Origin of the sequence: Janthinobacterium sp. 344 (assembly GCF_900112025.1) — a bacterium.
GTDB lineage: Bacteria > Pseudomonadota > Gammaproteobacteria > Burkholderiales > Burkholderiaceae_D > Janthinobacterium.
Genome location: NZ_FOKL01000001.1, coordinates 1,023,935 through 1,044,985, shown reverse-complemented (window position 1 = coordinate 1,044,985; position 21,051 = coordinate 1,023,935). Strand labels below are relative to the sequence as shown.

At 66.4% G+C, this 21,051-nt stretch carries 15 protein-coding genes; 5 read left to right on the top strand and 10 right to left on the bottom strand.

The window, feature by feature from the left end:
• Positions 1–67 precede the first annotated feature (67 nt).
• Both BM193_RS04675 and BM193_RS04670 read left to right on the top strand, forming a co-directional pair.
• The gene (locus tag BM193_RS04675; RefSeq protein ID WP_092795761.1) at positions 68–1,099 is read left to right on the top strand and encodes an adenosine deaminase; all 1,032 of its coding nucleotides are present in this window, start codon (positions 68–70) and stop codon (positions 1,097–1,099) included.
• A gap of 22 nt (positions 1,100–1,121) precedes the next feature.
• Positions 1,122–3,653, top strand: a complete 2,532-nt coding sequence (locus BM193_RS04670; RefSeq protein WP_092795760.1) for an ABC transporter permease — start codon at positions 1,122–1,124, stop codon at positions 3,651–3,653.
• Here BM193_RS04670 and BM193_RS04665 read toward each other — a convergent pair.
• On the bottom strand, positions 3,650–4,663 hold the full coding sequence (locus tag BM193_RS04665) for a response regulator (protein ID WP_092795758.1): 1,014 nt from the start codon (positions 4,661–4,663) through the stop codon (positions 3,650–3,652). The two genes, BM193_RS04670 and BM193_RS04665, sit on opposite strands and share 4 nt — an antisense overlap.
• 3 nt (positions 4,664–4,666) lie before the next feature.
• Positions 4,667–5,974, bottom strand: a complete 1,308-nt coding sequence (locus BM193_RS04660; RefSeq protein WP_254785834.1) for a sensor histidine kinase — start codon at positions 5,972–5,974, stop codon at positions 4,667–4,669.
• Positions 5,975–6,148: 174 nt separating this feature from the next.
• Between BM193_RS04660 and cqsA the strand changes: the two genes are divergently transcribed.
• Complete coding sequence (cqsA, locus tag BM193_RS04655; protein ID WP_254785833.1) at positions 6,149–7,393, top strand: alpha-hydroxyketone-type quorum-sensing autoinducer synthase; 1,245 nt, start codon at positions 6,149–6,151, stop codon at positions 7,391–7,393.
• Between the two features lie 9 nt (positions 7,394–7,402).
• On the opposite strand, the gene BM193_RS04650 is transcribed toward cqsA, so the two are convergent.
• The 3 genes from BM193_RS04650 to BM193_RS04640 form a co-directional block, all read right to left on the bottom strand.
• Positions 7,403–7,870 carry a MarR family winged helix-turn-helix transcriptional regulator gene (locus BM193_RS04650; RefSeq protein WP_092795755.1) on the bottom strand — a complete coding sequence of 156 codons (468 nt, stop codon included), beginning with the start codon at positions 7,868–7,870 and terminating at the stop codon, positions 7,403–7,405.
• A gap of 66 nt (positions 7,871–7,936) precedes the next feature.
• Positions 7,937–8,284 (bottom strand): GIY-YIG nuclease family protein, encoded by a 348-nt coding sequence (locus BM193_RS04645; protein ID WP_092795753.1) that lies wholly within the window; start codon positions 8,282–8,284, stop codon positions 7,937–7,939.
• A gap of 12 nt (positions 8,285–8,296) precedes the next feature.
• Entirely contained in the window at positions 8,297–9,565 is a 1,269-nt protein-coding gene (locus BM193_RS04640; RefSeq protein WP_092797058.1) for an MFS transporter, read from the bottom strand.
• A gap of 132 nt (positions 9,566–9,697) precedes the next feature.
• On the opposite strand from BM193_RS04640, the gene BM193_RS04635 reads away from it, so the two are divergent.
• Entirely contained in the window at positions 9,698–10,093 is a 396-nt protein-coding gene (locus BM193_RS04635; protein WP_034785429.1) for a group II truncated hemoglobin, read from the top strand.
• A gap of 4 nt (positions 10,094–10,097) precedes the next feature.
• The gene (rmuC, locus tag BM193_RS04630; protein WP_092795751.1) at positions 10,098–11,471 is read left to right on the top strand and encodes a DNA recombination protein RmuC; all 1,374 of its coding nucleotides are present in this window, start codon (positions 10,098–10,100) and stop codon (positions 11,469–11,471) included.
• A gap of 21 nt (positions 11,472–11,492) precedes the next feature.
• Here rmuC and BM193_RS04625 read toward each other — a convergent pair whose 3' ends face one another.
• The 5 genes from BM193_RS04625 to BM193_RS04605 all read right to left on the bottom strand — a co-directional run bounded on the left by BM193_RS04625 (position 11,493) and on the right by BM193_RS04605 (position 20,468).
• Positions 11,493–12,431 (bottom strand): MHFG family PEP-CTERM protein, encoded by a 939-nt coding sequence (locus BM193_RS04625; protein WP_092795748.1) that lies wholly within the window; start codon positions 12,429–12,431, stop codon positions 11,493–11,495.
• A 341-nt stretch (positions 12,432–12,772) separates the two neighbouring features.
• The gene (gene glp, locus BM193_RS04620; RefSeq protein WP_254785832.1) at positions 12,773–14,620 is read right to left on the bottom strand and encodes a molybdopterin molybdotransferase MoeA; all 1,848 of its coding nucleotides are present in this window, start codon (positions 14,618–14,620) and stop codon (positions 12,773–12,775) included.
• A gap of 62 nt (positions 14,621–14,682) precedes the next feature.
• On the bottom strand, positions 14,683–15,804 hold the full coding sequence (moaA, locus tag BM193_RS04615; RefSeq protein WP_092795744.1) for a GTP 3',8-cyclase MoaA: 1,122 nt from the start codon (positions 15,802–15,804) through the stop codon (positions 14,683–14,685).
• A 30-nt stretch (positions 15,805–15,834) separates the two neighbouring features.
• Positions 15,835–17,202 (bottom strand): chromate efflux transporter, encoded by a 1,368-nt coding sequence (gene chrA, locus BM193_RS04610; protein WP_092795742.1) that lies wholly within the window; start codon positions 17,200–17,202, stop codon positions 15,835–15,837.
• A 74-nt stretch (positions 17,203–17,276) separates the two neighbouring features.
• Positions 17,277–20,468, bottom strand: coding sequence for an Rne/Rng family ribonuclease (locus BM193_RS04605; protein WP_092795740.1), 3,192 nt, complete (start codon positions 20,466–20,468; stop codon positions 17,277–17,279).
• Positions 20,469–21,051: the final 583 nt, after the last annotated feature.

Sequence of the window (21,051 nt, the reverse complement as noted above, 5' to 3'; positions counted from 1 at the left end):
CGCGTCGTCTGCGCCGCGCCTGGCGCGTGCATGCCAGCATTTTTTCGACACCGTATAAGGAACTCCCATGATGAACCCCCCATTGCGCGCCATCGTCCGCGGCATGCCGAAGGCCGAACTGCATATCCACATCGAAGGTTCGCTGGAACCCGAACTGATTTTCGCACTGGCCGAACGCAATGGCGTGCCACTGGGCTATGAATCAGTGGAACACTTGCGCAGCGCCTATGCCTTTACGGATTTGCAGTCTTTTCTTGACATTTATTACGCTGGCGCAAGCGTGCTCTTGAAAGAGCAGGATTTCTATGACATGACGCGCGCCTACCTGCTGCGCGCCGAAGCGGACAACGTCTTGCACACGGAAATTTTCTTCGACCCGCAAACGCACACGGCGCGCGGCGTGCCGATGGCCGACGTGATCAACGGCATCCACCGCGCCTGCCAGGACAGCCCCGTCAGCGCCACCCTGATCCTGTGCTTCCTGCGCCACCTGAGCGAGGCAGAGGCGTTCGAGACCCTGGAAGACGCGCTGCCGCACCGCGACAAGTTCATCGGCATCGGCCTCGATTCCTCGGAAGTGGGCAATCCGCCCGAGAAATTCTCGCGCGTATTCGCCCGTTGCCGCGAGCTGGGCCTGCACCTGGTGGCGCACGCGGGCGAGGAAGGGCCGCCGGCCTACATCCGCACGGCCCTTGACGATTTGAAGGTCGAACGCATCGACCATGGCGTGCGCTGCCTGGAAGACGCGGAGCTGACGGCCCGCCTGGCGCGCGAACAGATCGCCCTGACCGTCTGCCCCCTGTCGAACACCAAGCTGCGCGTATTCGACCAGATGCATGACCATAACCTGGTGCAACTGCTCGACGCGGGCCTGCTGGTGACGGTGAACTCGGACGATCCCGCCTATTTTGGCGGCTACATGAACGATAACTTCGACGCCATCTTCGACGCGCTGCCGCTGGGCCTGGCCCACGCGCAGCGCCTGGCGCGCAACGGCTTCATCGCCGCCTTCCTGCCGCAGGCGCAGAAAGACGCCTTCCTCGCCACCGTCGATGCGTATTTCGCGCAGCACGCCGCCGCCCACGGCGCCACGCAGTAAACCAGCATAAAGCCCGCCGCCCATGTTCCGCCTCTCCCTGAAAATGACCGGCCGCGACTGGCGCGCCGGGCAACTGCGTTTCCTGCTCGTCGCGCTGATCGTGGCCGTCGCGGCCCTGTCGGCTGTCGGCTTCTTCGTCGACCGCCTGCGCGCGGGCCTGAACCGCGACGCGCACCAGCTGCTGGGGGCCGACCTGGTCATCAGTGCCGACCAGCCCGTCAACGCCGCCTGGCGCGCCGAAGCGCAGAAGCGCGGCTTCATCCTGGCCGATACGGTGACGTTTCCCAGCATGGCGCAGGCGGGCGCGGGCGAGCAATCGACGTCGCAGCTGGCGTCCATCAAGGCCGTCTCGCCCGGCTACCCGCAGCGCGGCAAGCTGAAGATCACCACCAACGTCAGCGAAGCGCAGGACGCCGTGGGGCAGCCGACCAGCCAGGTGCCGGCGCCCGGCACGGTGTGGGTCGACGCGGCGATCCTGTCCAGCCTGAACGCGAAGCTGGGCGACACGCTGACGTTGGGTGACAAGCCATTTACCGTGACGCAATTGATCGCCAGCGAACCGGACCGCGGCGCGTCCTTCCTGAACTTCGCTCCGCGCGTGATGCTGCCCTTGAGCGACCTGGCCGCCACGGCGCTGGTGCAGAACGGTTCGCGCGTGTCGTACCGCTTGCTGCTGTCGGCGCCGCCCGCCAAGGCGGCCGAGCTTGCGCAATATCAAGCCTGGCTGGACAGCCAGATCAAGGCGCAGTCCATCAAAGGCGTGCGCATCGAATCGCTGGAATCGGGCAGCCCGCAGATGCAATCGACCTTGGACCGCGCCGACCGTTTCCTGTCCCTCGTCGGCTTGCTGTCGGCCATGCTGGCGGCCGTCGCCGTGGCCATGGCGGCGCGCCGCTTCATGCTGCGCCACCTGGACGCCTGCGCCATGCTGCGCTGCCTGGGCCTGACGCAAAACCAGGTCACGGCCATGTATGTGATCGAATTTTTACTCGTGGGCCTGGTGGGCAGCGTGATCGGCGTGATGGTGGGTTTCGGCGGCCACCTGGTGCTGCTGGAACTGTTGGGCAAGCTGGTGCAGAGCGACTTGCCGCCCGTCTCGCTGCTGCCCGCGCTGCAGGGCGTGGCCACCGGCATGCTGTTGCTGCTGGGCTTTGCCTTGCCGCCGATTTTGCAGTTGCGCAATGTCCCCCATAACCGCGTGATCCGCCGCGAACAGGAGCCGCCGCAGGCGCTGGCCCTGGCCACGTATGGCCTGGGCATCGCCGCCTTCGTCGTGCTGCTGTTGTGGCAGGCGGGCGACGTGAAACTGGCCTTGCTGACGGCGGCCGGCTTCCTGGGCGGCTTCGCGCTGTTCGCCCTGGCGGGCTGGCTGGGCATCCGCTCGCTGAAAACCCTGCGCGGCGCCTTCCAGCACCAGGGCTGGCGCTTCGCCGTCACGTCCTTGCAGCGCCGGCCGGGCGCCACCGTCATCCAGGTGGTGTCGCTGGCGCTGGGCCTGATGGCCTTGCTGCTGCTGACGGTGGTGCGGGGCGACCTGATGGTGGCCTGGCGCAATGCCACGCCGCCCGATGCGCCGAACCGCTTCATGATCAATATCCTGCCCGAGCAGAAAGAGCCGATCGCCGCGCGCCTGGCCCAGGCCGGCGTGGCCAACGCGCCCCTGTATCCGATGATACGCGGGCGCCTGGTGGCCGTGAACGACGAGGCCATCACGGAAGACACCTACGAGGACGACCGCGCCAAGGGCCTGGCCGACCGCGAATTCAATCTGTCGACGATGGCCGCCATGCAGGAAGAAAACAAGCTGGTGGCCGGCAAGTGGTTCAGTAACGCGCCGGGCGCGCCGGCGGAAGCGTCGGTGGAAGAGGGCATCGCCAAGACCCTGAAGCTGAAACTGGGCGACAAGCTGCGCTTCGACATCGCCGGCCAGAGCGTGGAAGCGGCCATTACCAGCTTGCGCAAGCTGGAATGGGGCTCGATGCGCGTCAATTTCTTTGTCATCATCAACCCGGCCGCCATGGCGGACACGCCGCAGACGTGGATCACGGCGTTTCATTTGCCGCCCGCTCAGGCGGACCTGGGCAATGCCCTGCTGCGCGACTACCCGAACCTGACGGTGGTCGACGTGGGCGGCGTCCTCAAGCAGATCCAGGGCGTGCTGGACCAGGTGGTGACGGCCGTCGAATTCCTGTTCGCCTTTACCCTGGCCTCGGGCTTGCTGGTGCTGTATGCGGCCCTGATGGGCTCGCAGGACGAGCGCACGCGCGAAGCGGGCCTGCTGCGCGCGCTGGGCGCCACGCGGCGCCAGCTGGCGCAGGCGCAGCTGATCGAGTTTTCGCTCGTCGGCGCGCTGGCCGGCCTGCTGGCCGCCTCGGGCGCGGCGGCCATGGGCTGGGCGCTGGCCACGTACCAGTTCAAGTTCGCCTGGAGCTTCGCGCCCGGCGTGTGGGCCTTCGGCCTGCTGGCCGGCGCCCTGTGCGCCATCGCCGGCGGCTGGCTGGGCTTGCGCAACGTGCTGAAACATCCGCCGCTGCAGACCCTGCGCGAAGGCTAGGTCTCAGCGCTCACGCTGTCGCCCGCGCCCGCGCGCAGGAATTGTGCGTAGGACATCACCGGCTGCCCCAGCTGGTGGGGCGGCACGTCGAACAGGGCCCAGAAATACGTCACCCGGCCCAGGCAGATGGTGGGCGCGGCGCAATAGCGGAACCAGTTTTCGCCGATGTGCGCCGCATACATGCCGTCGCTGTCGGCATCGGAAAAATACGGGATCACGCGCATTTCCAGCAAGGCCAGCAGCAGCGACTCGGGCGCGTCGTTGTCGCGCGCCATCTCGTACTGCGTGTGCAGGCCCCGTTCCGTCTCGATGATCATCAGCCTGGCCTGGCCATCGCGCGTGAAGAACAGGATGCCGCTGGGATTGGGGAAGATATAAAACTCGACGAAGCCGTGGCGCTGGCACAGCTCCTGCACCACGGCGGCCAGCGCCTCGTCTTGCAGGAAACTGTAGTCGTGCAGCATCAGCAAGTCGCGCACCGTATCCGATTGCTGCAGGAAGAATTCGCGCTGCAGGCTGACGATCTCCTGTTCCAGGATGTCGAGCGCGTCATCGTCGCTCTTCTTGATGTAGCGGTCGATCAAGCCCCGGTTGAAGGCCGTCACGGCGACCTTTTCATCGGCCGCGCCCGTAAATAGAATCTTCTTGCACGGCAAGTCGCGGACGGCCTGGCAAAATTCCAGGCCGTTCATCTGCGGCATCGAATAATCGACCACCAGCACGGAGGGCACGGCAAAGCGCTGCGCCTGGCCGCTGATGCGCCAGATGCGTTCGATGTCGAGCGCCACGTTGCACTGGTCGGGCGGCAGGTTTTGCGTGTCGAAATTGACGTGCAGCGGCGTCTCGCCCAGTTGCGCGCTGTGGCGCAGCCAGTGCAGCGCGCTGCTGGTGTCGTGGAAGGTCTTGCGCGCCAGGCCGGGATCGAGCTGGAACGCCAGGCTTTTCAGGAAGGAATCGCTGTCGTCGATCAATACGGTCAGGGTCGGATGGGTGTAGACGGGCAGTTGCATGCGTCACCTCGCGCGGTGGATGGATGGAAAACGGCTGTGCCTGGTGCTGGTGTGTGGCTGTGGAAACTCCAGCACGAAGATGGCATACGCGCCTTCGCGCGCCACGCAGCTGATGCGCGCATGCCAGGCTTGCATGATTTGCCGGCACAGGGCCAGGCCGATGCCGCTGCCGTTGTGCGCGGGATAGGAATAGAAGCGGTCGAAGATCAGCGGCAAGCGGCTGGCCGCGATGCCGCAGCCCGTGTCGATGAACAGCAGGCGCGGCACGGGCCGCGCGCCATCGATGACGATGCGCACGCGGCCCTTGCCGGCGCGCTGGATGCCTTTCAAGGCATTGCGCAGCAGGTTCAGCAGGATGACCACGCACAGTTCGGACTGGCCGTGAAAGCTGAAGTCGGCGCGCACGTCGACCTTGACGATGTCGCGCTGCGCCGTGCTAGTGAAGGGATAGCGGCGCAGGACGGACGCGACGCTGTCGTGCATGGCGACCATCTCGTTGGCTTCGAGCTTGCGGTTGACGGCGCTGGCGCTGAGCAGGAACAGATCGATCATGTGGTGCATATGGCGCACTTCGAAGCGGATGCGCGCCAGCGCCTCCAGGCTGGCCGCGTCCGATGGCAGTGCCGTATTGCGCTGCAGGCCGCGCTGCAGGCCGCGCACGTTCGCCTCGACGCTGACGAGGGGCGTGCGCAATTCGTGCGCTACGCTGCCCAGCCCGGCTGCCAGCCCGGCCAGCTTTTGCTGCGCGCCCACGTTGCGTCCCACCTTGACCACGGACAGCACGGCAAGCGTGAACCAGTGCACGGGCAACTGCTGCAAGACTTCGCCGCTGAGCAAAAAAGCGGGATCGCCGGCGATGGCGAAGGCCAGGCAGGCCAGCAGGGTGCCGCTCAGGTAAGCGAGCAGGGCGATGCGCGTATCGAAATGGAACAGCACGATCAACGCCACCAGCAGCGAATGGACCCACAGCGGCGAGGCGTGATTCATCAGGAACATATACGTGAAGAAGAACGGCAGCTCGAAGGTCAGTCCCAGGAACAGGTAGACGCTGAACCAGGTATTGCTGAAGCGCCCGGGCCACAGCGCGGGCAGGAACAGCAGCGCCGCCACGGCGCGCAGCAGCGGCGATTCGTATTCCTGTGGAAAGACGTGCTGCCACAGCGTGTAGTACAGCGGCATGCCCAGCGCGCCGATGACGGCCAGGGCGCGCACCTGGGCGCGCCGTATGGGCGTGTGTTCGATGGCATCGTGGAAATGCAGGAAAGGCTGGAGAAACTTGCCTTGCCACCGCTTTCCGGAAGGGGACTGCACATGCATCATGGTAGGGGGACGTGTTCGTTGAGGCGAATCAATACAACATGATCGGCGTGTTCCTCCTGAAAAAGAGATGTATCGGCGTAACTGTTGAGGTGGATCAATCACCTGGCGGAGGGCTCACGCATGTTGAACGCGGTAGTTCCCACCGCAACCATCTCAGGAGTCCCTATGTCGAACGCCTATTTCCCCCTGTCATCCGCCACCGTCCACGCCGAACAGCAGCTGCCCGCCTTCGTGCGCCAGCGCATGGATGAACACTATGTCGAGCGCATCGAAAAGCTGCTCGGCGGCGAACATTTGCATGAGTGGCAAGCCATGCCGGCCAGCGCAGTGATGCTGGCTGGCAATGATTACCTGAACATCGCCGGCGAAGCCGCGCTGCTGGCGGCGCAGGCGCAAGTGCTGCAAGGGGGCGGCGCCATGCTGATGTCGTCCGTGTTCCTGCAGGAAGGCAGCCGCCAGCACCGCCTGGAACAAAAATTCGCGGCGTTTCTCGGCAGCGAGGCGTGCGTGCTGGCCCAGTCGGGCTGGGCCGCCAACGTGGGCTTGCTGCAAAGCCTGGCCGGGCCCGGCATTCCCGTGTACCTGGACAAGCAGGCGCACGCCTCGCTGTGGGAGGGCGTGCAATCGGCGCAAGCCATGCCCGTGGCCTTCCTGCACAACGATGGCGCCCATTTGCAGCGCCAGCTCGACAAGCATGGCCCCGGCATCATCGTCGTCGATGCGCTGTACAGCACCAACGGCAGCGTGGCGCCGCTGGTGCAGATGGTGGAAATTGCCGAGCGCAGCGGCAGCATGCTGATCGTCGACGAATCGCACTCGCTGGGCACGCACGGGCCGCAGGGCGCGGGCCTGGTGGTGGCGCTGGACCTGGCCGACCGCGTGCATTTCCGCACGGCGTCGCTGGCCAAGGCGTTCGCGGGCCGGGCCGGGCTGATCACGTGCTCGGCCCGCTTCAAGGGCTATTTTTTGTCCGCCTCGCGGCCCGCCATCTTCAGCTCGTGCCTGCTGGAACACGAGCTGGCCTGGTTCGATGCGGCGCTCGATTTCATCCGCGCCGCCGATGCCCGCCGCGCGGCCTTGCGCCGCCACAGCGTCCAGCTGCGCCAGGGCTTGATGGATCTCGGCTACAACGTCAGCGATGGCACCGAGCAGATCATCGCGCTGGAGGCGGGCAGCGAACCCGATACCCTGATCCTGCGCAAGGCGCTGGAGCGGCACGGCATCTACGGCGCCGTGTTCTGTGCGCCGGCCACGCCGAAGAACCGTTCGCTGGTGCGCCTGACCCTGAACGCGGGCTTGCGCGAGGACGAGTGCGCCAGAGTGCTGGGCGCCTGCGCCGCCATCCGCGACGAGACGGGCATGGCGCGCTGGCCGTCGACGCGGCGTTTGCGCAAGCTGGCGCTGGTGTAAGGGCGTGTGTCAGCCGGGGGCGGGCTGGCTGCCGGCGATGCCATTGAGTAGCAGGGACAGCGGCGCCAGCTGGTCCGCGCTGGCGTTGGCCAGCAATTCCTGCGCCAGCGCCTGCGCCGTCGTGGTCGCGTGCGCCAGCAATGCCAGTCCCGCCTCGGTGATGGCGGCATAGCCGACGCGCGCATCGCGCTGGTCGGCCTGGCGCGCCACCAGGCCGATCTTTTCCAGCGGCATCAGCGAGCGCGTGATGCCGGACGCCGTCAGCGCCAGGCGCTCGGCCAGGTCGATGCGGCGCAGGCGGGCGCCGGGCGCGCGCTGCAGGTGGTACAGCAATTGATAATCGCTGAAGCTCAGGCCGTGCAGATTGCCCAGGATGCTGTCGAAGCGGCGCACGATGAGCGCCTGGGCGCGCGCCAGGCGCAGGCAAAAGTCCAGCGCGTTGCCGCCGTCGGGCGACAGGGTACGGTGATCGGTCATGTTTTCCTTGTGATGGCCTGCGATTGGCTGCGCAGTGCTTGAGTGCGCAAGTGTAAAGCATGGCCGCTAATAGGGCGTGCGCCCTTGCTCCAGCAGCTGCGCCTGGTGCAGGGCCAGCAGGGCGTCCAGCTCGGCGTCCGCATCGAAGGCGGGATCGGTGGATTGATCGACGGTGTCGATGATGTCGAAGCGAAAAGCCTGCGCGCCGTCGCGCCGCCAGTCCGCCTGCAGCGCCGCGTTGCGGTGCTTGCCCAGGTTCAGTTCGAAGCGGTGGCGGTTCAGCATGCCCGGCGCGTTGCGGCTGCGTTCGAGCAGGGTGCGCCCGCTGGGCAGGTGCTGCAGCGCGATGATGCCCAGCGCTGGCGCTTGTTGCCGGTAAGCCGCTTTCAGGGCCGTTTGTCGTGTTTTATCCATGCTAGAACTTTCTCAATGTGACGATACGGACGTGCTGCCCGCGATGCGGGGAATGTCGGTCAGCAGGGTGGCGGCCACGGCGGCGGCCAGCAGCAGGGCGCCGCCGCCGCAGAACAGCTCGCCCACGCTCAGGTGGCGCAGCAGCGCGCCGGTCGCCGCCGCCGACAGCGGTGCCAGGCCCAGGAAGATGCCCATGAACAGGGCCATCGCCCGGCCCAGCATGGCGGGCGCCACGCGCCGCTGTATCCACGTAAAAATCGCCACCTGCAGGTAGCCGCCCAGCATGCCCGTGACGGCCAGCAAGGCCGCGCCTTGCCAGGCCGTGCCGATCTGCCCCAGCGCCATCAGGAGCAGCGCCACGACGGCGTCGACGGCCAGCAGGGTGGCGCCGAAATGCCGGCGCAGCCAGGCGCCGCCCAGGCTGGAGCACAGCATGCCGGCCAGGGTGCCGGCGCCGTGCGCGCCCATCAGCATGCCCAGGGCCGGGGCGCCATGCAGGCGCTCGCTGGCCAGCACGGGCAAGGCCACCTGCAGCGGTCCCATGACGAAGAAGGCCACCAGCGCCCAGTAGGCATAGCAGCTGCGCAGCGGCAGGTCGCGCCACACCATGGCCAGGCCCGCCGCCATGTCGCGCCACATGCCTTGCACCGTGGCGGGCGTCGCCGGCGGCCGCAGGGTGACTTGGCGCAAGGTCCAGGCGGAAAACACAAACGTCAGCGCATCGATGGCAAAGGCGGCGGCCAGCGCCGCCATGGCGGTGTGCCGCCCGTCACCGCGGGCGCCCAGCACGAGCGCCGCCAGCAGCGGACCGGCCAGCAGGGACAGCTGGCGCACACCCATCTGCAAGCCATTGGCTTTTTGCAGCATTTGCGCTGGCACGGCTTGCGGCAGGATGGCCGTGCCGGCCGGGATGCCAAAGGCGGCCGCGATGCCCAGCGCCAGCGCGGCCCCATATGCGAGCGCCAGGCTGGCCTGGTCCAGCCACAGCAGTCCCGCCAGTGCCAGCAGGATGGCGGCGTTCGCATATTTACTCAGCAGCAGCACGCGCCGGGGCGAATGGCGGTCGGCGATGGCGCCGCCCAGCAAGATAAGCACGGCGCGCGGCGCACCCATCAGGGCCACGGCGATACCGAGGCTGAGGCTATCGCCGGTCAGGCTCAGCACCAGCCAGGGCAGGGCCAGCAGGCTGAACTGGTCGCCCAGCATGGAGACGAGCCCGCCGCCCAGCAGCCAGCGGAAGTTGGTATTGCGCAGCAAGTCAGTGTCGGTGGCGGTGGGCATGTTCGTCCTGTCCATATTTAAAAATTGCATAGTAGTTGATAAAAGCTTGAGTAGTCAAGTATATTGCCGTTTATTGTGGCAGGGAGCGCTGGCGCTGGATGGCGCGCCGACGCTTGCGCTATCATGGCAGCCATGACTGATACCACTGCCCCCACCCTGTACGAGACCATCGGCGGCGCCCCCGTGCTGCGCGAAATGGTCGACCGTTTTTATGACTTGATGGAACTCGAAGCCGAATTCGCCGGCATCCGCGTCATGCATCCGCCCTCGACGGACGGTTCGCGCGACAAGCTGTATTTCTTCCTCACAGGCTGGATGGGCGGGCCGGATTTGTATATCGAGAAATTCGGCCACCCGCGCCTGCGCGCGCGCCACTTGCCCTACGCTATCGGTACCAGCGAACGCGACCAGTGGCTGCGGGCCATGGCCTGGGCCATGGAAGACACGGGCATTGAGGAATCCCTGCGCGTGCGCCTGATGGAATCGTTCTATCAGACGGCCGACTGGATGCGCAACAAACCTGACTGATCCCATGAGCCCAATCGAGTTTTACAGCCTGCTGGGCGCCGCCATCGCCGCCATCGTCTTGTTGCTCTTGCTGCTGCTGCGCCCCCGTGGCGCGGCCGGCGATGGCGCCACCACCCTGGCGCTGGTGCAGCAGCACCAGCAGCAAAGCCTGGAACGCATCGACCGGGTCGAGCGCGAAGTGCGGCTGCAGCTGCAGGCCTCGGCGCAAGCCACGCGCCAGGACCTGGCGACCAGTCTGGCGCAATTCCAGGCGGCCACCCTGCAGCAGCTCGACAGCCTGCGCACGCAGATGCAGGCGCAGGGCAAGGTCGGGCGCGAAGAGCAGGCGCAGAGCCTGGCGCGCTTTGCCGACAGCACGAACCAGACCCTGGCGCAGCTGACGGAGTCGAACGCGCAGCGCATGCTGGAAGTGCGCGCGACCCTGGAAAGTAAGATCCGCGACTTGCAGGCCGACAATGGCGCGCGCCTGGAAGAGATGCGCAAGACGGTCGACGAGAAACTGCATGCGACGCTGGAGACGCGCCTGACGGCGTCCTTCCAGCAAGTATCGGAGCGGCTGGAAAAAGTCCACCAGGGCCTGGGCGAGATGCAGCAGCTGGCGCTGGGCGTGGGCGACCTGAAGCGGGTGCTCACCAACGTCAAGACGCGGGGGACGTGGGGCGAGGTACAGCTGGAAATGCTGCTGGAGCAGGTGCTCACTGTCGACCAGTATGCGAAGAACGTGGAAACGGTGGCGGGCAGCGGTGCGCGCGTGGAATTTGCGCTGAAGCTGCCGGGCCTGCTTGATGGCGGACCGCCCGTGTGGATGCCCATCGATGCGAAGTTTCCGAAGGAGCAGTATGAACGCCTGGTCGAGTCGGCCGAGCGGGCCGATGCCGACGGCGTGGCCCTGGCCGGGCGCGAACTGGAACGGGCCGTGCGCGGCGAGGCGAAGACCATCGCCGACAAATACCTGGCGCCGCCGCACACGACGGATTTCGCCATCCTCTTCCTGCCCACGGAAGGCTTGTATGCGGAAGTGCTGCGCCGGCCTGGCCTGGCCGACGAATTGCAGCGCGTGCACCGGGTCAGCATCGCCGGTCCGTCGACCCTGACGGCCTTGCTCAACAGTTTGCAGATGGGGTTCCGCACCTTGGCGCTGGAAAAGCGTTCGTCCGAAGTGTGGCAGGTGCTGGGCGCCGTGAAGACGGAATTCGGCAAGTTCGGCGACGTCCTGTCGCAAACCCGGCTGACCCTGGAAAAGGCGGCGAAGAATATCGAGAACGCGGAAGTGCGCAGCCGGCAGATGGCGCGCAAGCTGAAATCGGTGGAAGCCTTGCCGGGCGACGCTGCTGCCTTGCTGCTGGGCAAGGCGGAAGAGGGCGCCGAGGGCGAATAGCGCCCCGCCTGCATCTCCGCGTCAAGCCGCCCGCGCCGCGCGGCGGCGCAGCGCGCTGTAGCCGACCAGCGCCAGCCCGGCCAGCAGCATGGCCCAGGTCTGCGGTTCCGGCACGGCCGGCAAGACGTTCGGACCGGTGGGCGGCAGCGACGGCAGGATCACGGTCGGCGGCGAGATGGTGCTGCTGCCCGTGGGACCCGGCGGCTGGCCACCGCCGCCACCGCCGCCACCACCGCCGAAGCCGGCGGGCGCCGGGACGTTGCCGGCCGTGCGCACATAATCGAAAGGCAGGAAAGGGATGCTGGCCACGGCGGGCGGCACGGCATCGCCCGTGAACGAGCCGCCGCGCAAGGCGTCGGGATTGTCGATGACGGGCACGCCAGCTTCGGCCGGCGCGGCCGGCGCAGCCGCCACGGGAGCGCCGGCGCCCGGCACGGCGCCGCCCGCAGCCGGCGGTGCGGAGGCCGGCGCCTGCGTGATGCGGCTGACATTACGGCACACGGTGGGCACGAGGATGCATTGGCCCTGCACGCAATACACGAGCCCCCGTTCCTGCATCTGCTCGCTCCAGCCCGCGCGCGTCACGTTGCGGCACACGCGGCCCGGCCCGAAATGCATGTCGCTGATGCGCGCATTGTAATTGCCCTTGCCGCGGATGGCATCGCGGCTGATCACCACGATCTCGTCGTACTGGCGCGCGCGCATGCGCTCCTTCAATTGTTCGCGCACCTGCGGCGCGATATCGGTGTACCTGTCGACGGCCGCCACCACATCGCCCATGTAGGGATCGACACCGGGACGGTTCCAGGTGCAATTGTCCAGCACATCGGCGCGCGCAGCGGACCTGGCGTGGGCGGGCAGCGGCGCCATGGACATGACCCCGAACAGGCACAGCGCGCCCAGCATGCCGGCCGCCGCGATCCAGGGTTGTTGCTCTGCCAGTTTCTTCGAGGAAATCATATCAAAATTGAATTATTTAGTTGAGATGTGATGTTATCACCGAAGAAACTTCGATATCAACAAATAAATAAAATAATTACAATGAGTGTTGTGTCGATAGATATATTCAATGAAGAAATAGTTAAAATTTTTATCTTGTTTGGGCGTACGTATGGCGCAGGCCGGCAAGGTAGGGCAGGCAGCGACGTGCGCCCGCGCGCCGGGCTATGGCCGGTGGGGAAGAATGGAGGGGGAGAGCGTGCCGCCAATTGGCGGCAGGGGGGGGATCTTGCGCGGCGCGGCCAGGCGGCCGCGCTTGCGTCAGGCGGTGGCCTGCGAACGAAGGTGGCGGCGGGTGCCGCTCAGGTCAGCCCATGGAACAGCACGATATCGACCAGGTCGCCGGCGGCCACGTGGCCCTGCTGCGCGTGCAGCACGATCATGCAGTTCGCTTGCGTCATCGAGCGCAGGATGCCCGAGCCTTGCGCGCCCGTCACGCGCACGTGCTGGCGTCCGTCCGCGCCCCGTTCGACGATGCCGCGCTGGTATTCCGTGCGGCCCCGCTTCTTGCGGATCGGTGCTTGCGCCGCCACTTGCAGCAGCGGCAGGCTGGCCGTGTCCGCATCGGCGCCCATCAGGCGCAGCAAGGTGGGGCGCGCCAGGAAATAAAACGCCGCCATCACGGCCACGGGGTTGCCTGGCAGGCCCAGCAGCAAGGCCGCATGCCCCTCGCTGGAAATATTGCCAAAGGCCATGGGACGGCCCGGCCGCATGTTGATTTGCCAGAAGCTCACGTCGCCCAGGCGCGCCAGGATCTCGCGCGTAAAATCGGCCGCGCCGCTGGAGACGCCGCCCGAGGTGATGATGACGTCGGCCTGCGCGCAGGCGCCGCGCAGCGCCGCTTCCAGCGCCTGCGGATTGTCCTTGACGATGCCCATGTCCAGCACCTCGCAGCCGAGGCGCGTCAGCATGCCCAGCAGGGTGTAGCGGTTGCTGTCGTAGATGCAGCCCGGCGCCAGAGGCTCGCCGATCGAGCGCAATTCGTCGCCGGTGGAAAAGAAGGCCACGCGCAGGCGCCGGCGCACGGGCACCGTGGCGATGCCCAGCGAGGCCAGCAAGCCCAGTTCGGCCGGTCCGAGTCTCTTGCCCTGCAACAGGGCCGGCTGGCCCTGCATCAGGTCTTCGCCCTTGAAGCGGCGGTTGTCGCCGGGGCGGATGCAGTCCGGCGCCACGCTGATGCTGCTGTCGCCGGCGTGCCGCACGAGTTCCTGCGGCACCACGCTGTCGCAGCCGGCGGGCATCACGGCGCCCGTCATGATGCGCGCGCATTGCCCCCGTTGCACGCTGACGCTGCCGGGACGGCCCGCCAGGATGGTGTCGACCACGGCCAGGGTGACGGCGGCGTCGCCGCCCAGGTCCTCGCCATGCAGCGCATAGCCATCCATGGCGGAATTGTCGTGCGCGGGCACGCTGATGGGCGAGATGATGTCGGCCGCCAGGATGCGCTCCAGCGCCTGCGGCAACGCCAGGTGTTCAAGCTCGGCGACGGGCGCCACGCTGTCGGCCAGGATGGCTTGCGCCATCGGCACGGACAGGCCCTGCGCCTGCAGGGCGGCCAGGTCTTCTGGCGTATTCACGTTGCCGAACGCGCTGCCGTCGTGGAACAGCACCTCGGCCAGTGCCAGGGGGCCGTGCCACGTGCGCATGCGCCGTTCGCCGGCCGCCAGGTAGGCTTCCAGCTGGGGCAGGGCGGAGGTTTTCACGAGGCAAAAGACGGGATGGGGGCGGCGCACGAGCTGTCCCGTTGCCTCGTCAAGTTCCTCGGTGACGGCGATGGCCAGGTCGGCATCGTTGTCGATCAGGCCGGCCGCCAGGCGCGCGGCCAGGTCGGGCGGCAGCAGGGGCGAGTCGCAGGGCACGGTGAGCAGGTAGGGCGTGGTCGCATGCCGCATGCCGCTGTGTAAGCCTGCCAGCGGGCCCAGCTGGCCGGGCAGCACGTCGCGCCAGACGGGCAGGCCGAAGCGCGCGTAATCGTCCGCGTGGGCATTCGCGCTGATGGCCAGCTGGCCCACTTGCGGCGCCAGGCGCTGCAGCACGTGGCGCGCCAGGGGCTGGCCGTGCAGGGGCAGCATGCCCTTGTCGCCGTGGCCCATGCGCGTGCCGAGGCCGCCGGCCAGGACCAGGCCGGTAATGTCGTGTGTGTTGATCATGTCAGGTAAGAAAAATGGTGCATGCGCCATGGTAGCAGCGCGGGGCGCATGCCGGCCCGGATTCAGCCGCCGATATACGACATTTCCACTTTCTTTTTGCCGCGCTCAAGCGTGCCGCCGCTCAAGTCGGTCTGGCTGGTGCGCAATTGCGAATAACGGTCGCCGCGGCCGCGCCACAGCTGCGCCACCACGGTGGAAATTTCCGCGTCGCTATTGCCGCCGCGCAGCAGGCTGCGCAAGTCGTGGCCGCTGGTGGCGAACAAACACGTGTACAGCTTGCCTTCGGTCGATAGGCGGGCGCGGCTGCAATCGGCGCAGAATGCCTGCGTGACGCTGGAAATGAGGCCAATTTCTCCGCTCCCGTCCGCATAGCGCCAGCGCGCCGCCGTCTCGCCCGTGTAGTTCGGGTTCACGGGCAGCAAGGGCATGTCTGCGGCGATGCGCCGCACGACTTCGGCCGACGGAATGACTTCCTGCAAGTTCCAGCCGTTCGAGGCGCCCACGTCCATGTATTCGATGAAGCGCAGGATATACGGCGTCCCCTTGAAGTGGCGCGCCATGGGCACGATTTCCTGCTCGTTCATGCCGGCCTTGACCACCATGTTGATCTTGATGGGACCGAGGCCCGCGGCGTGCGCCGCATCGATGCCGTGCAGCACGTCGGCGACGGCAAAATCCACGTCGTTCATGCGCTTGAAGGTGGCATCGTCGAGCGAGTCGAGCGACACGGTCACGCGGTTCAGCCCGGCATCCTTCAAGGCTTGCGCTTTTCTTGCCAGCAGGGAGCCATTGGTGGTCAGGGTCAGGTCCAGCGGCTGGCCCGACGGCGTGCGCAGGGCCGCCAGCATGGCGATGAGCTTTTCGATATTCTTGCGCAGCAGCGGCTCGCCGCCCGTCAGGCGGATCTTTTCCACGCCGTGCGCGACGAACAGGCGCGCCACGCGCGTGATTTCCTCGAACGACAGCAAATCCGTGTGCGGCAGGTACACATGGTTCTTGTCGAACACGTCTTTCGGCATGCAATACACGCAACGGAAATTGCAGCGGTCGGTGATCGAGATGCGCAGGTCGTGCAGGGGCCGGCCCAGGCGGTCGGCCACGTTGCCGCTGGGGCTTTCCAGCCGGTCGGGGATCGCCAGGGGCCCATTGCGGGCCTCGGCGAGGTAGATAATCTTGTCAGCCATGAAAGTGTGATGCCAGGTGCGTAAAGTCGTTCAAGGCAGATACGATAGCACGAGGCCGAAGATGGCACAGGCGAGCAGCAATTTGATGGTGCCGAGCTGATATTTTATCAGCGCCACCCCGGCCGCTGCCGCGATGGCGATGGCCGGCCAGTCCCAGTGGGGCAACGGGCTTTCTTGCCAGAAGACATGGCGACCAAAGAACAGGGCCAGGCTGGCGATGACGCCCACCACGGCCGCCGAGATGGCCGACAATGGCGCGCTCAGGCGCAGGTTGCCGCGCGTCGCCTCCACCAGCGGCGCGCCGGCCACGATGAAGATGAACGAGGGCAGGAAGGTGAACCAGGCTGTCACCAGCGCGCCGCAGACGCCCGCCAGCCACAGGGGGGCGCCCAGGCCCAGCGCGGCCTGGCTCCAGCCGCCGACAAAACCGATGAAGGCGACGATCATGATCAGGGGGCCGGGCGTCGTTTCGCCCAGCGCCAGGCCATCCATCATCTGCGCGCTGGTGATCCAGTGGTAGTGATCGACGGCACCTTGCACCAGGTAGGGCAGCACGGCATACGCGCCGCCGAACGTCAGCAGGGCCGCCTTGCTGAAAAACACGCCCATCTGTGCCAGCGGCTGGTCGCGTCCGCCCAGCAAGGCCAGGCCCAGCCAGGCGAGGAAGGCCAGGGCCAGGCCCAGCGCGCACGTGGCCAGCAGGCGCGGCCAGCTGAAGCGCGCATGGGATGGCGTCGGCGTGTCGTCGTCGATCAGCGCGCGAGCATGGCGGGCGGCGCCGCCATGCGGCGTGGCGCCGGCATGGAAGTGGTGCGGCAGCCAGTGGCCGCCGGCAATTCCCAGCAGGGCGGCGCCGAACACGATGAGCGGGAATGGCAGCTGTAGCGCGGCGATGCCGACAAATGCGGCAAGCGCGATGGCGATCAGGCTGGGACTGCGCAAGGTGCGCCGGCCCAGCCGCCAGGCGGCCGCCACCACGATGGCGACGACGGCTGGCTTGATGCCGTACAGGATGGCGGCGATGGCGCCCACGTGGCCGTAAGCCATGTACAGCCATGACAGCGCGATCAGCACCAGCAGCGAGGGCAGCAGGAACAGCAGTCCCGCGACGACGCCGCCGCGCGTGCGGTGCATCAGCCAGCCGATGTAGATGGCCAGCTGGGTCGCTTCCGGGCCCGGCAGCAGCATGCAGTAATTCAAGGCATGCAGGAAACGCTGCTCGGAAATCCAGCGCCGCTTTTCCACCAGTTCCGCATGCATCATGGCAATCTGCCCGGCCGGGCCGCCAAAGCTGACGCAGCCGAGCTTGAGCCAGTACCAGAAGGCGCTGCGCAGGCTGACGGGGGCGGGAGGCAAGGTGACGGTATCGGCGGACATGGCTGGCGGCAGGGCTGGCATGGATCATCGGGATAAAAAAAGGGGAAGCCTGCGCTTCCCCTTTCATCATTGGCGGCTGGGCGAACCCGGCGCGCTTATGGACGCTGCGTGTTGACCTGGATCAACGGCTCGTCCGATTGCGGCGGCAATGGCTTGCGTTCGCGCGGCTTGCGTACCGGGGCGACCGCCTTGGCGGCCGCTTCCTGCGCCAGGCGCAGTTTTTCCGGATCGGTGGCAGCCAGGGTCAGGCCGGCCGAATCGAGCACCGCGTTCAAGTCCAGCGGCGCGGCCACTGGTGCAGCAGCCGGTGCCGGGGCAGGCGCCACGACCGGTGCCGGAGCGGCAGCCACGGGAGCGGCTTCCACTACGACAGGTGCCGCTTCAGCTACGGCAGGTGCTGCCTCAGCTGCGGGCGCTGGTGCTTCCTCGATCACGGCGATGGCCTCGACCAGCGGCGCGGCTTCCACCACGGGGGCGGCTTCCAGGGCGGCGACAGGCACGGCTTCGACGATGATTTCCGCTGGCGCCGGCGCTGGTGCCGGAGCAGGCGCAGGTGCTGGAGCAGGTGCAGCTTCCGCTTTTTCGGCAAAGCTGTACTCGGCCGCTGGTGCAGGCTCGGCGGCGGCTGGTTCAGCTTGCGCTGCAGCAACGACCGCTTCGGCCGGGGCTTCCGGCACGATCACTTCAGCAACGGGTGCGGCTGCAGCGGCAGGAGCGGCTTCTTCCACCTTGGCGATATCCACCACCTTGGCCACTTCCACCACTTCGACCACTTCCACGACGGCGGCCGGCGCGGCATCAGCGGCAGCTTCCACTGGCGCGGTGATGGCGACGACAGCGGTGGCGACCACGGCGACCGGGGCCACATCGGCTTCCGGCGCCGGAGCGACCGTAAAGCTGATCACGGGAGCGTCCTGGCCTTCGGTTTCACCGTTTGCCGATTCAATCAGCTCGCCCGTTTCGCGGTCGCGGCGGTTGCGGTTGCGGCCACCACGGCGGCGGCGGCGGCGCGGTTCTTCGCCGTCGACGTCGTTTTCCGTTTCTTCGCCTTCAGGACCGGCATTCGCCGGCGTTTTCAGCAAGCTCGTTGGCGCGGCATCGGCGGCCGGGCCGTTTGACGGCACGACCACGTTGACTGCGGTGGCGCTGGCGCCGACCAGGGCCAGCTCTTCCGCTTTCACTTCAGCGACAACAGCCTTGTCGGCGCGTGGTTCGCGCGCTTCGCGTGGCTGGCGTGGCGGACGTTCCGCGCGTTCCGGACGCTCGGCGCGCTCAGGACGTTCGCCCCGTTCGCGTGGTGCCGCCGTGGCGTCGGCAGGTTCGCGCGTCTCGCGCGGTTCGCGTGGCGGACGTGGCGGACGCGGTGGACGGGCGGCTTTTTCCAGTGCTTCCGCTTCTTTCGCGGCATCGTCCTGGGCTGGACGACCCTGGCCTGGTTCGCGCTCTTCGCGGCCCGGCTTGCCGTTGCGGCCACGGCCACGCGGGCCACGGCTGTTGCGGTCGCCGCGGTCGGCAGTGCCGGCGGGCTTGACGGGAGCGACTGGCGCGGGCGCCGGTGCCACGGGGGCAGGGCCGCCCGTGAAGAAGCTGATGATCTTGGCGATCAGGCCTTGCGGCGCGGCAGGTGCAGGCGCCGGGGCGGCCTTCACTTCCAAGGGCTTGCGCTCGACCAGCGGTGCCGGCTGGTCAGGCGTGATCGTCTTGACGACGGCTTCCTGGCGCGGCTTGGCTTCTTCCTTCTGGCGCTTGCTGTAAGCCATGTCGGTTTCAGCGTGTTCGGCCAGGTTGTAGCTGGCCTGGCTGTCTTCCAGACGCGGATCGTCGTGCTTGATGCGTTCCAGCTTGTAGTGCGGCGTTTCCAGATGCTTGTTCGGGATCAGGATCACGGCGATGCGGTGGCGGTTCTCGATTTTGAGCACTTCGCCGCGCTTTTCGTTCAGCAGGAAGGCGCCCACGTCGACGGGCACTTGCACGTGGATGGTGGCCGAGTTTTCCTTCATCGCCTCTTCCTGGATGATGCGCAGCACCTGCAGGGCGGACGATTCCGTGTCGCGGATATGGCCGGTGCCGGAGCAGCGCGGGCAGGTCACGTGCGAGCCTTCGGACAGCGACGGGCGCAGGCGCTGGCGCGACAGTTCCATCAGGCCGAAGCGCGAAATCTTGCCCATCTGCACGCGGGCACGGTCATGGTGCAGCGCGTCCTTGAGGCGCTGTTCCACTTCGCGCTGGTTTTTCGCCACTTCCATGTCGATGAAGTCGATGACGATCAGGCCGCCCAGGTCGCGCAAGCGCAGCTGGCGGGCCACTTCTTCGGCCGCTTCGCAGTTGGTGTTGAAGGCGGTGGTCTCGATGTCCGAGCCGCGCGTGGCGCGCGCCGAGTTGACGTCGACGGACACCAGCGCTTCGGTGTGGTCGATTACGATGGCGCCGCCCGATGGCAGCGGCACGGTGCGGCTGTAGGCCGTTTCAATTTGATGTTCGATCTGGAAGCGCGAGAACAGCGGCACGTCGTCGCTGTAGCGTTTTACGCGGTGCACCATGTCGGGCATCACGTGGCTCATGAACTGGTGCGCCTGGTCGTAGATCTCGTCGGTGTCGATCAGGATCTCGCCGATGTCGGGCTGGAAGTAGTCGCGGATGGCGCGGATGACGAGCGACGATTCCTGGTAGATCAGGAAAGCGCCGTTGGCCGACTTGCCGGCGCCTTCGATGGCGCGCCACAGTTGCATCAGGTAATTCAAGTCCCACTGCAGTTCATCGACGTTGCGGCCGATGCCGGCCGTGCGGGCAATGACGGACATGCCAGCTGGCAAGTCCAGTTTATCCATGGTTTCGCGCAATTCCTGGCGCTCTTCGCCTTCCACGCGGCGCGATACGCCACCGCCACGCGGGTTGTTCGGCATCAGCACCAGGTAGCGCCCGGCCAGCGAGACGAACGAGGTCAGGGCGGCGCCCTTGTTGCCGCGCTCTTCTTTTTCCACCTGGACCATGATTTCCTGGCCTTCGCGCAGCGCTTCCTTGACGGAGGCGTTACGCACATCGACGCCTTCGCGGAAATACGTGCGGGCAACTTCCTTGAAAGGCAGGAAGCCGTGGCGGTCTTCGCCATAGCTGACGAAGCACGCTTCGAGCGAGGGCTCGATGCGCGTGATCACGCCCTTGTAGATGTTGGATTTGCGCTGTTCGCGCCCGGCTGTCTCGATATCGATGTCGATCAGTTTTTGTCCGTCGACAATCGCTACGCGCAGTTCTTCTTGCTGCGTGGCATTAAACAACATGCGTTTCATTTTTATAACTCCGCGACCCGTAGGTCATCTCAAAGCCGCCTCCGGGGAAGCGGCGAAGTACAGGGATATATGCGAGAACGGGAGTGCTGGCGGGGGAAATGCCCAGGTGTGCGGAGCAACAACGCGTACGAGGTATACGTTACGGCCGCAACAGGCGCGGTGAGGTCAATCGTCATGCCGAGTGCACAGGACACTTGCAACTCATCTGAAACAGCCCGAATGCCGGGGGCAGAGAATGCAAGTGGTCAGCAAATTCAGAGCCAAATCGTAAGCCGGCTCATTACAGGGATCGCGATGGCGAGGCTTGGCCTCAGCCTATTCATCGACAACCTCAGGTGGCCGCATACGGGATTTGGCGAAAACGGCAAGCGTTATCAACTTCATCAACCCGCGAGCCCGACTCGATAAGTCGCGCTAACGGGTACTTATCCTTATAATCCCACACTCACTTCAGCATCTCCACGCGTTATCCGATTACAACTACGGTGCAACCTTGATTCGCGCAGGGATGGTGCATATACATTTTTTTCCACCGAATTTGCAATTTGGCGAGGCCGGTGGAGACGCCCCTGTGTAAAATGTG

What these genes read in the sequence shown, in the direction of transcription:
- chrA (WP_092795742.1), bottom strand. Translation starts at nt 17,202, where the DNA reads ATGCCAGCCCTGCCGCCAGCCATGTCCGCCGATACCGTCACCTTGCCT.
- BM193_RS04625 (WP_092795748.1), bottom strand. Translation starts at nt 12,431, where the DNA reads ATGATTTCCTCGAAGAAACTGGCAGAGCAACAACCCTGGATCGCGGCG.
- moaA (WP_092795744.1), bottom strand. Translation starts at nt 15,804, where the DNA reads ATGGCTGACAAGATTATCTACCTCGCCGAGGCCCGCAATGGGCCCCTG.
- rmuC (WP_092795751.1), top strand. Translation starts at nt 10,098, where the DNA reads ATGAGCCCAATCGAGTTTTACAGCCTGCTGGGCGCCGCCATCGCCGCC.
- BM193_RS04605 (WP_092795740.1), bottom strand. Translation starts at nt 20,468, where the DNA reads ATGAAACGCATGTTGTTTAATGCCACGCAGCAAGAAGAACTGCGCGTA.
- BM193_RS04650 (WP_092795755.1), bottom strand. Translation starts at nt 7,870, where the DNA reads ATGACCGATCACCGTACCCTGTCGCCCGACGGCGGCAACGCGCTGGAC.
- BM193_RS04675 (WP_092795761.1), top strand. Translation starts at nt 68, where the DNA reads ATGATGAACCCCCCATTGCGCGCCATCGTCCGCGGCATGCCGAAGGCC.
- glp (WP_254785832.1), bottom strand. Translation starts at nt 14,620, where the DNA reads ATGATCAACACACACGACATTACCGGCCTGGTCCTGGCCGGCGGCCTC.
- BM193_RS04665 (WP_092795758.1), bottom strand. Translation starts at nt 4,663, where the DNA reads ATGCAACTGCCCGTCTACACCCATCCGACCCTGACCGTATTGATCGAC.
- BM193_RS04635 (WP_034785429.1), top strand. Translation starts at nt 9,698, where the DNA reads ATGACTGATACCACTGCCCCCACCCTGTACGAGACCATCGGCGGCGCC.
- BM193_RS04640 (WP_092797058.1), bottom strand. Translation starts at nt 9,565, where the DNA reads ATGCCCACCGCCACCGACACTGACTTGCTGCGCAATACCAACTTCCGC.
- BM193_RS04670 (WP_092795760.1), top strand. Translation starts at nt 1,122, where the DNA reads ATGTTCCGCCTCTCCCTGAAAATGACCGGCCGCGACTGGCGCGCCGGG.
- cqsA (WP_254785833.1), top strand. Translation starts at nt 6,149, where the DNA reads ATGTCGAACGCCTATTTCCCCCTGTCATCCGCCACCGTCCACGCCGAA.
- BM193_RS04645 (WP_092795753.1), bottom strand. Translation starts at nt 8,284, where the DNA reads ATGGATAAAACACGACAAACGGCCCTGAAAGCGGCTTACCGGCAACAA.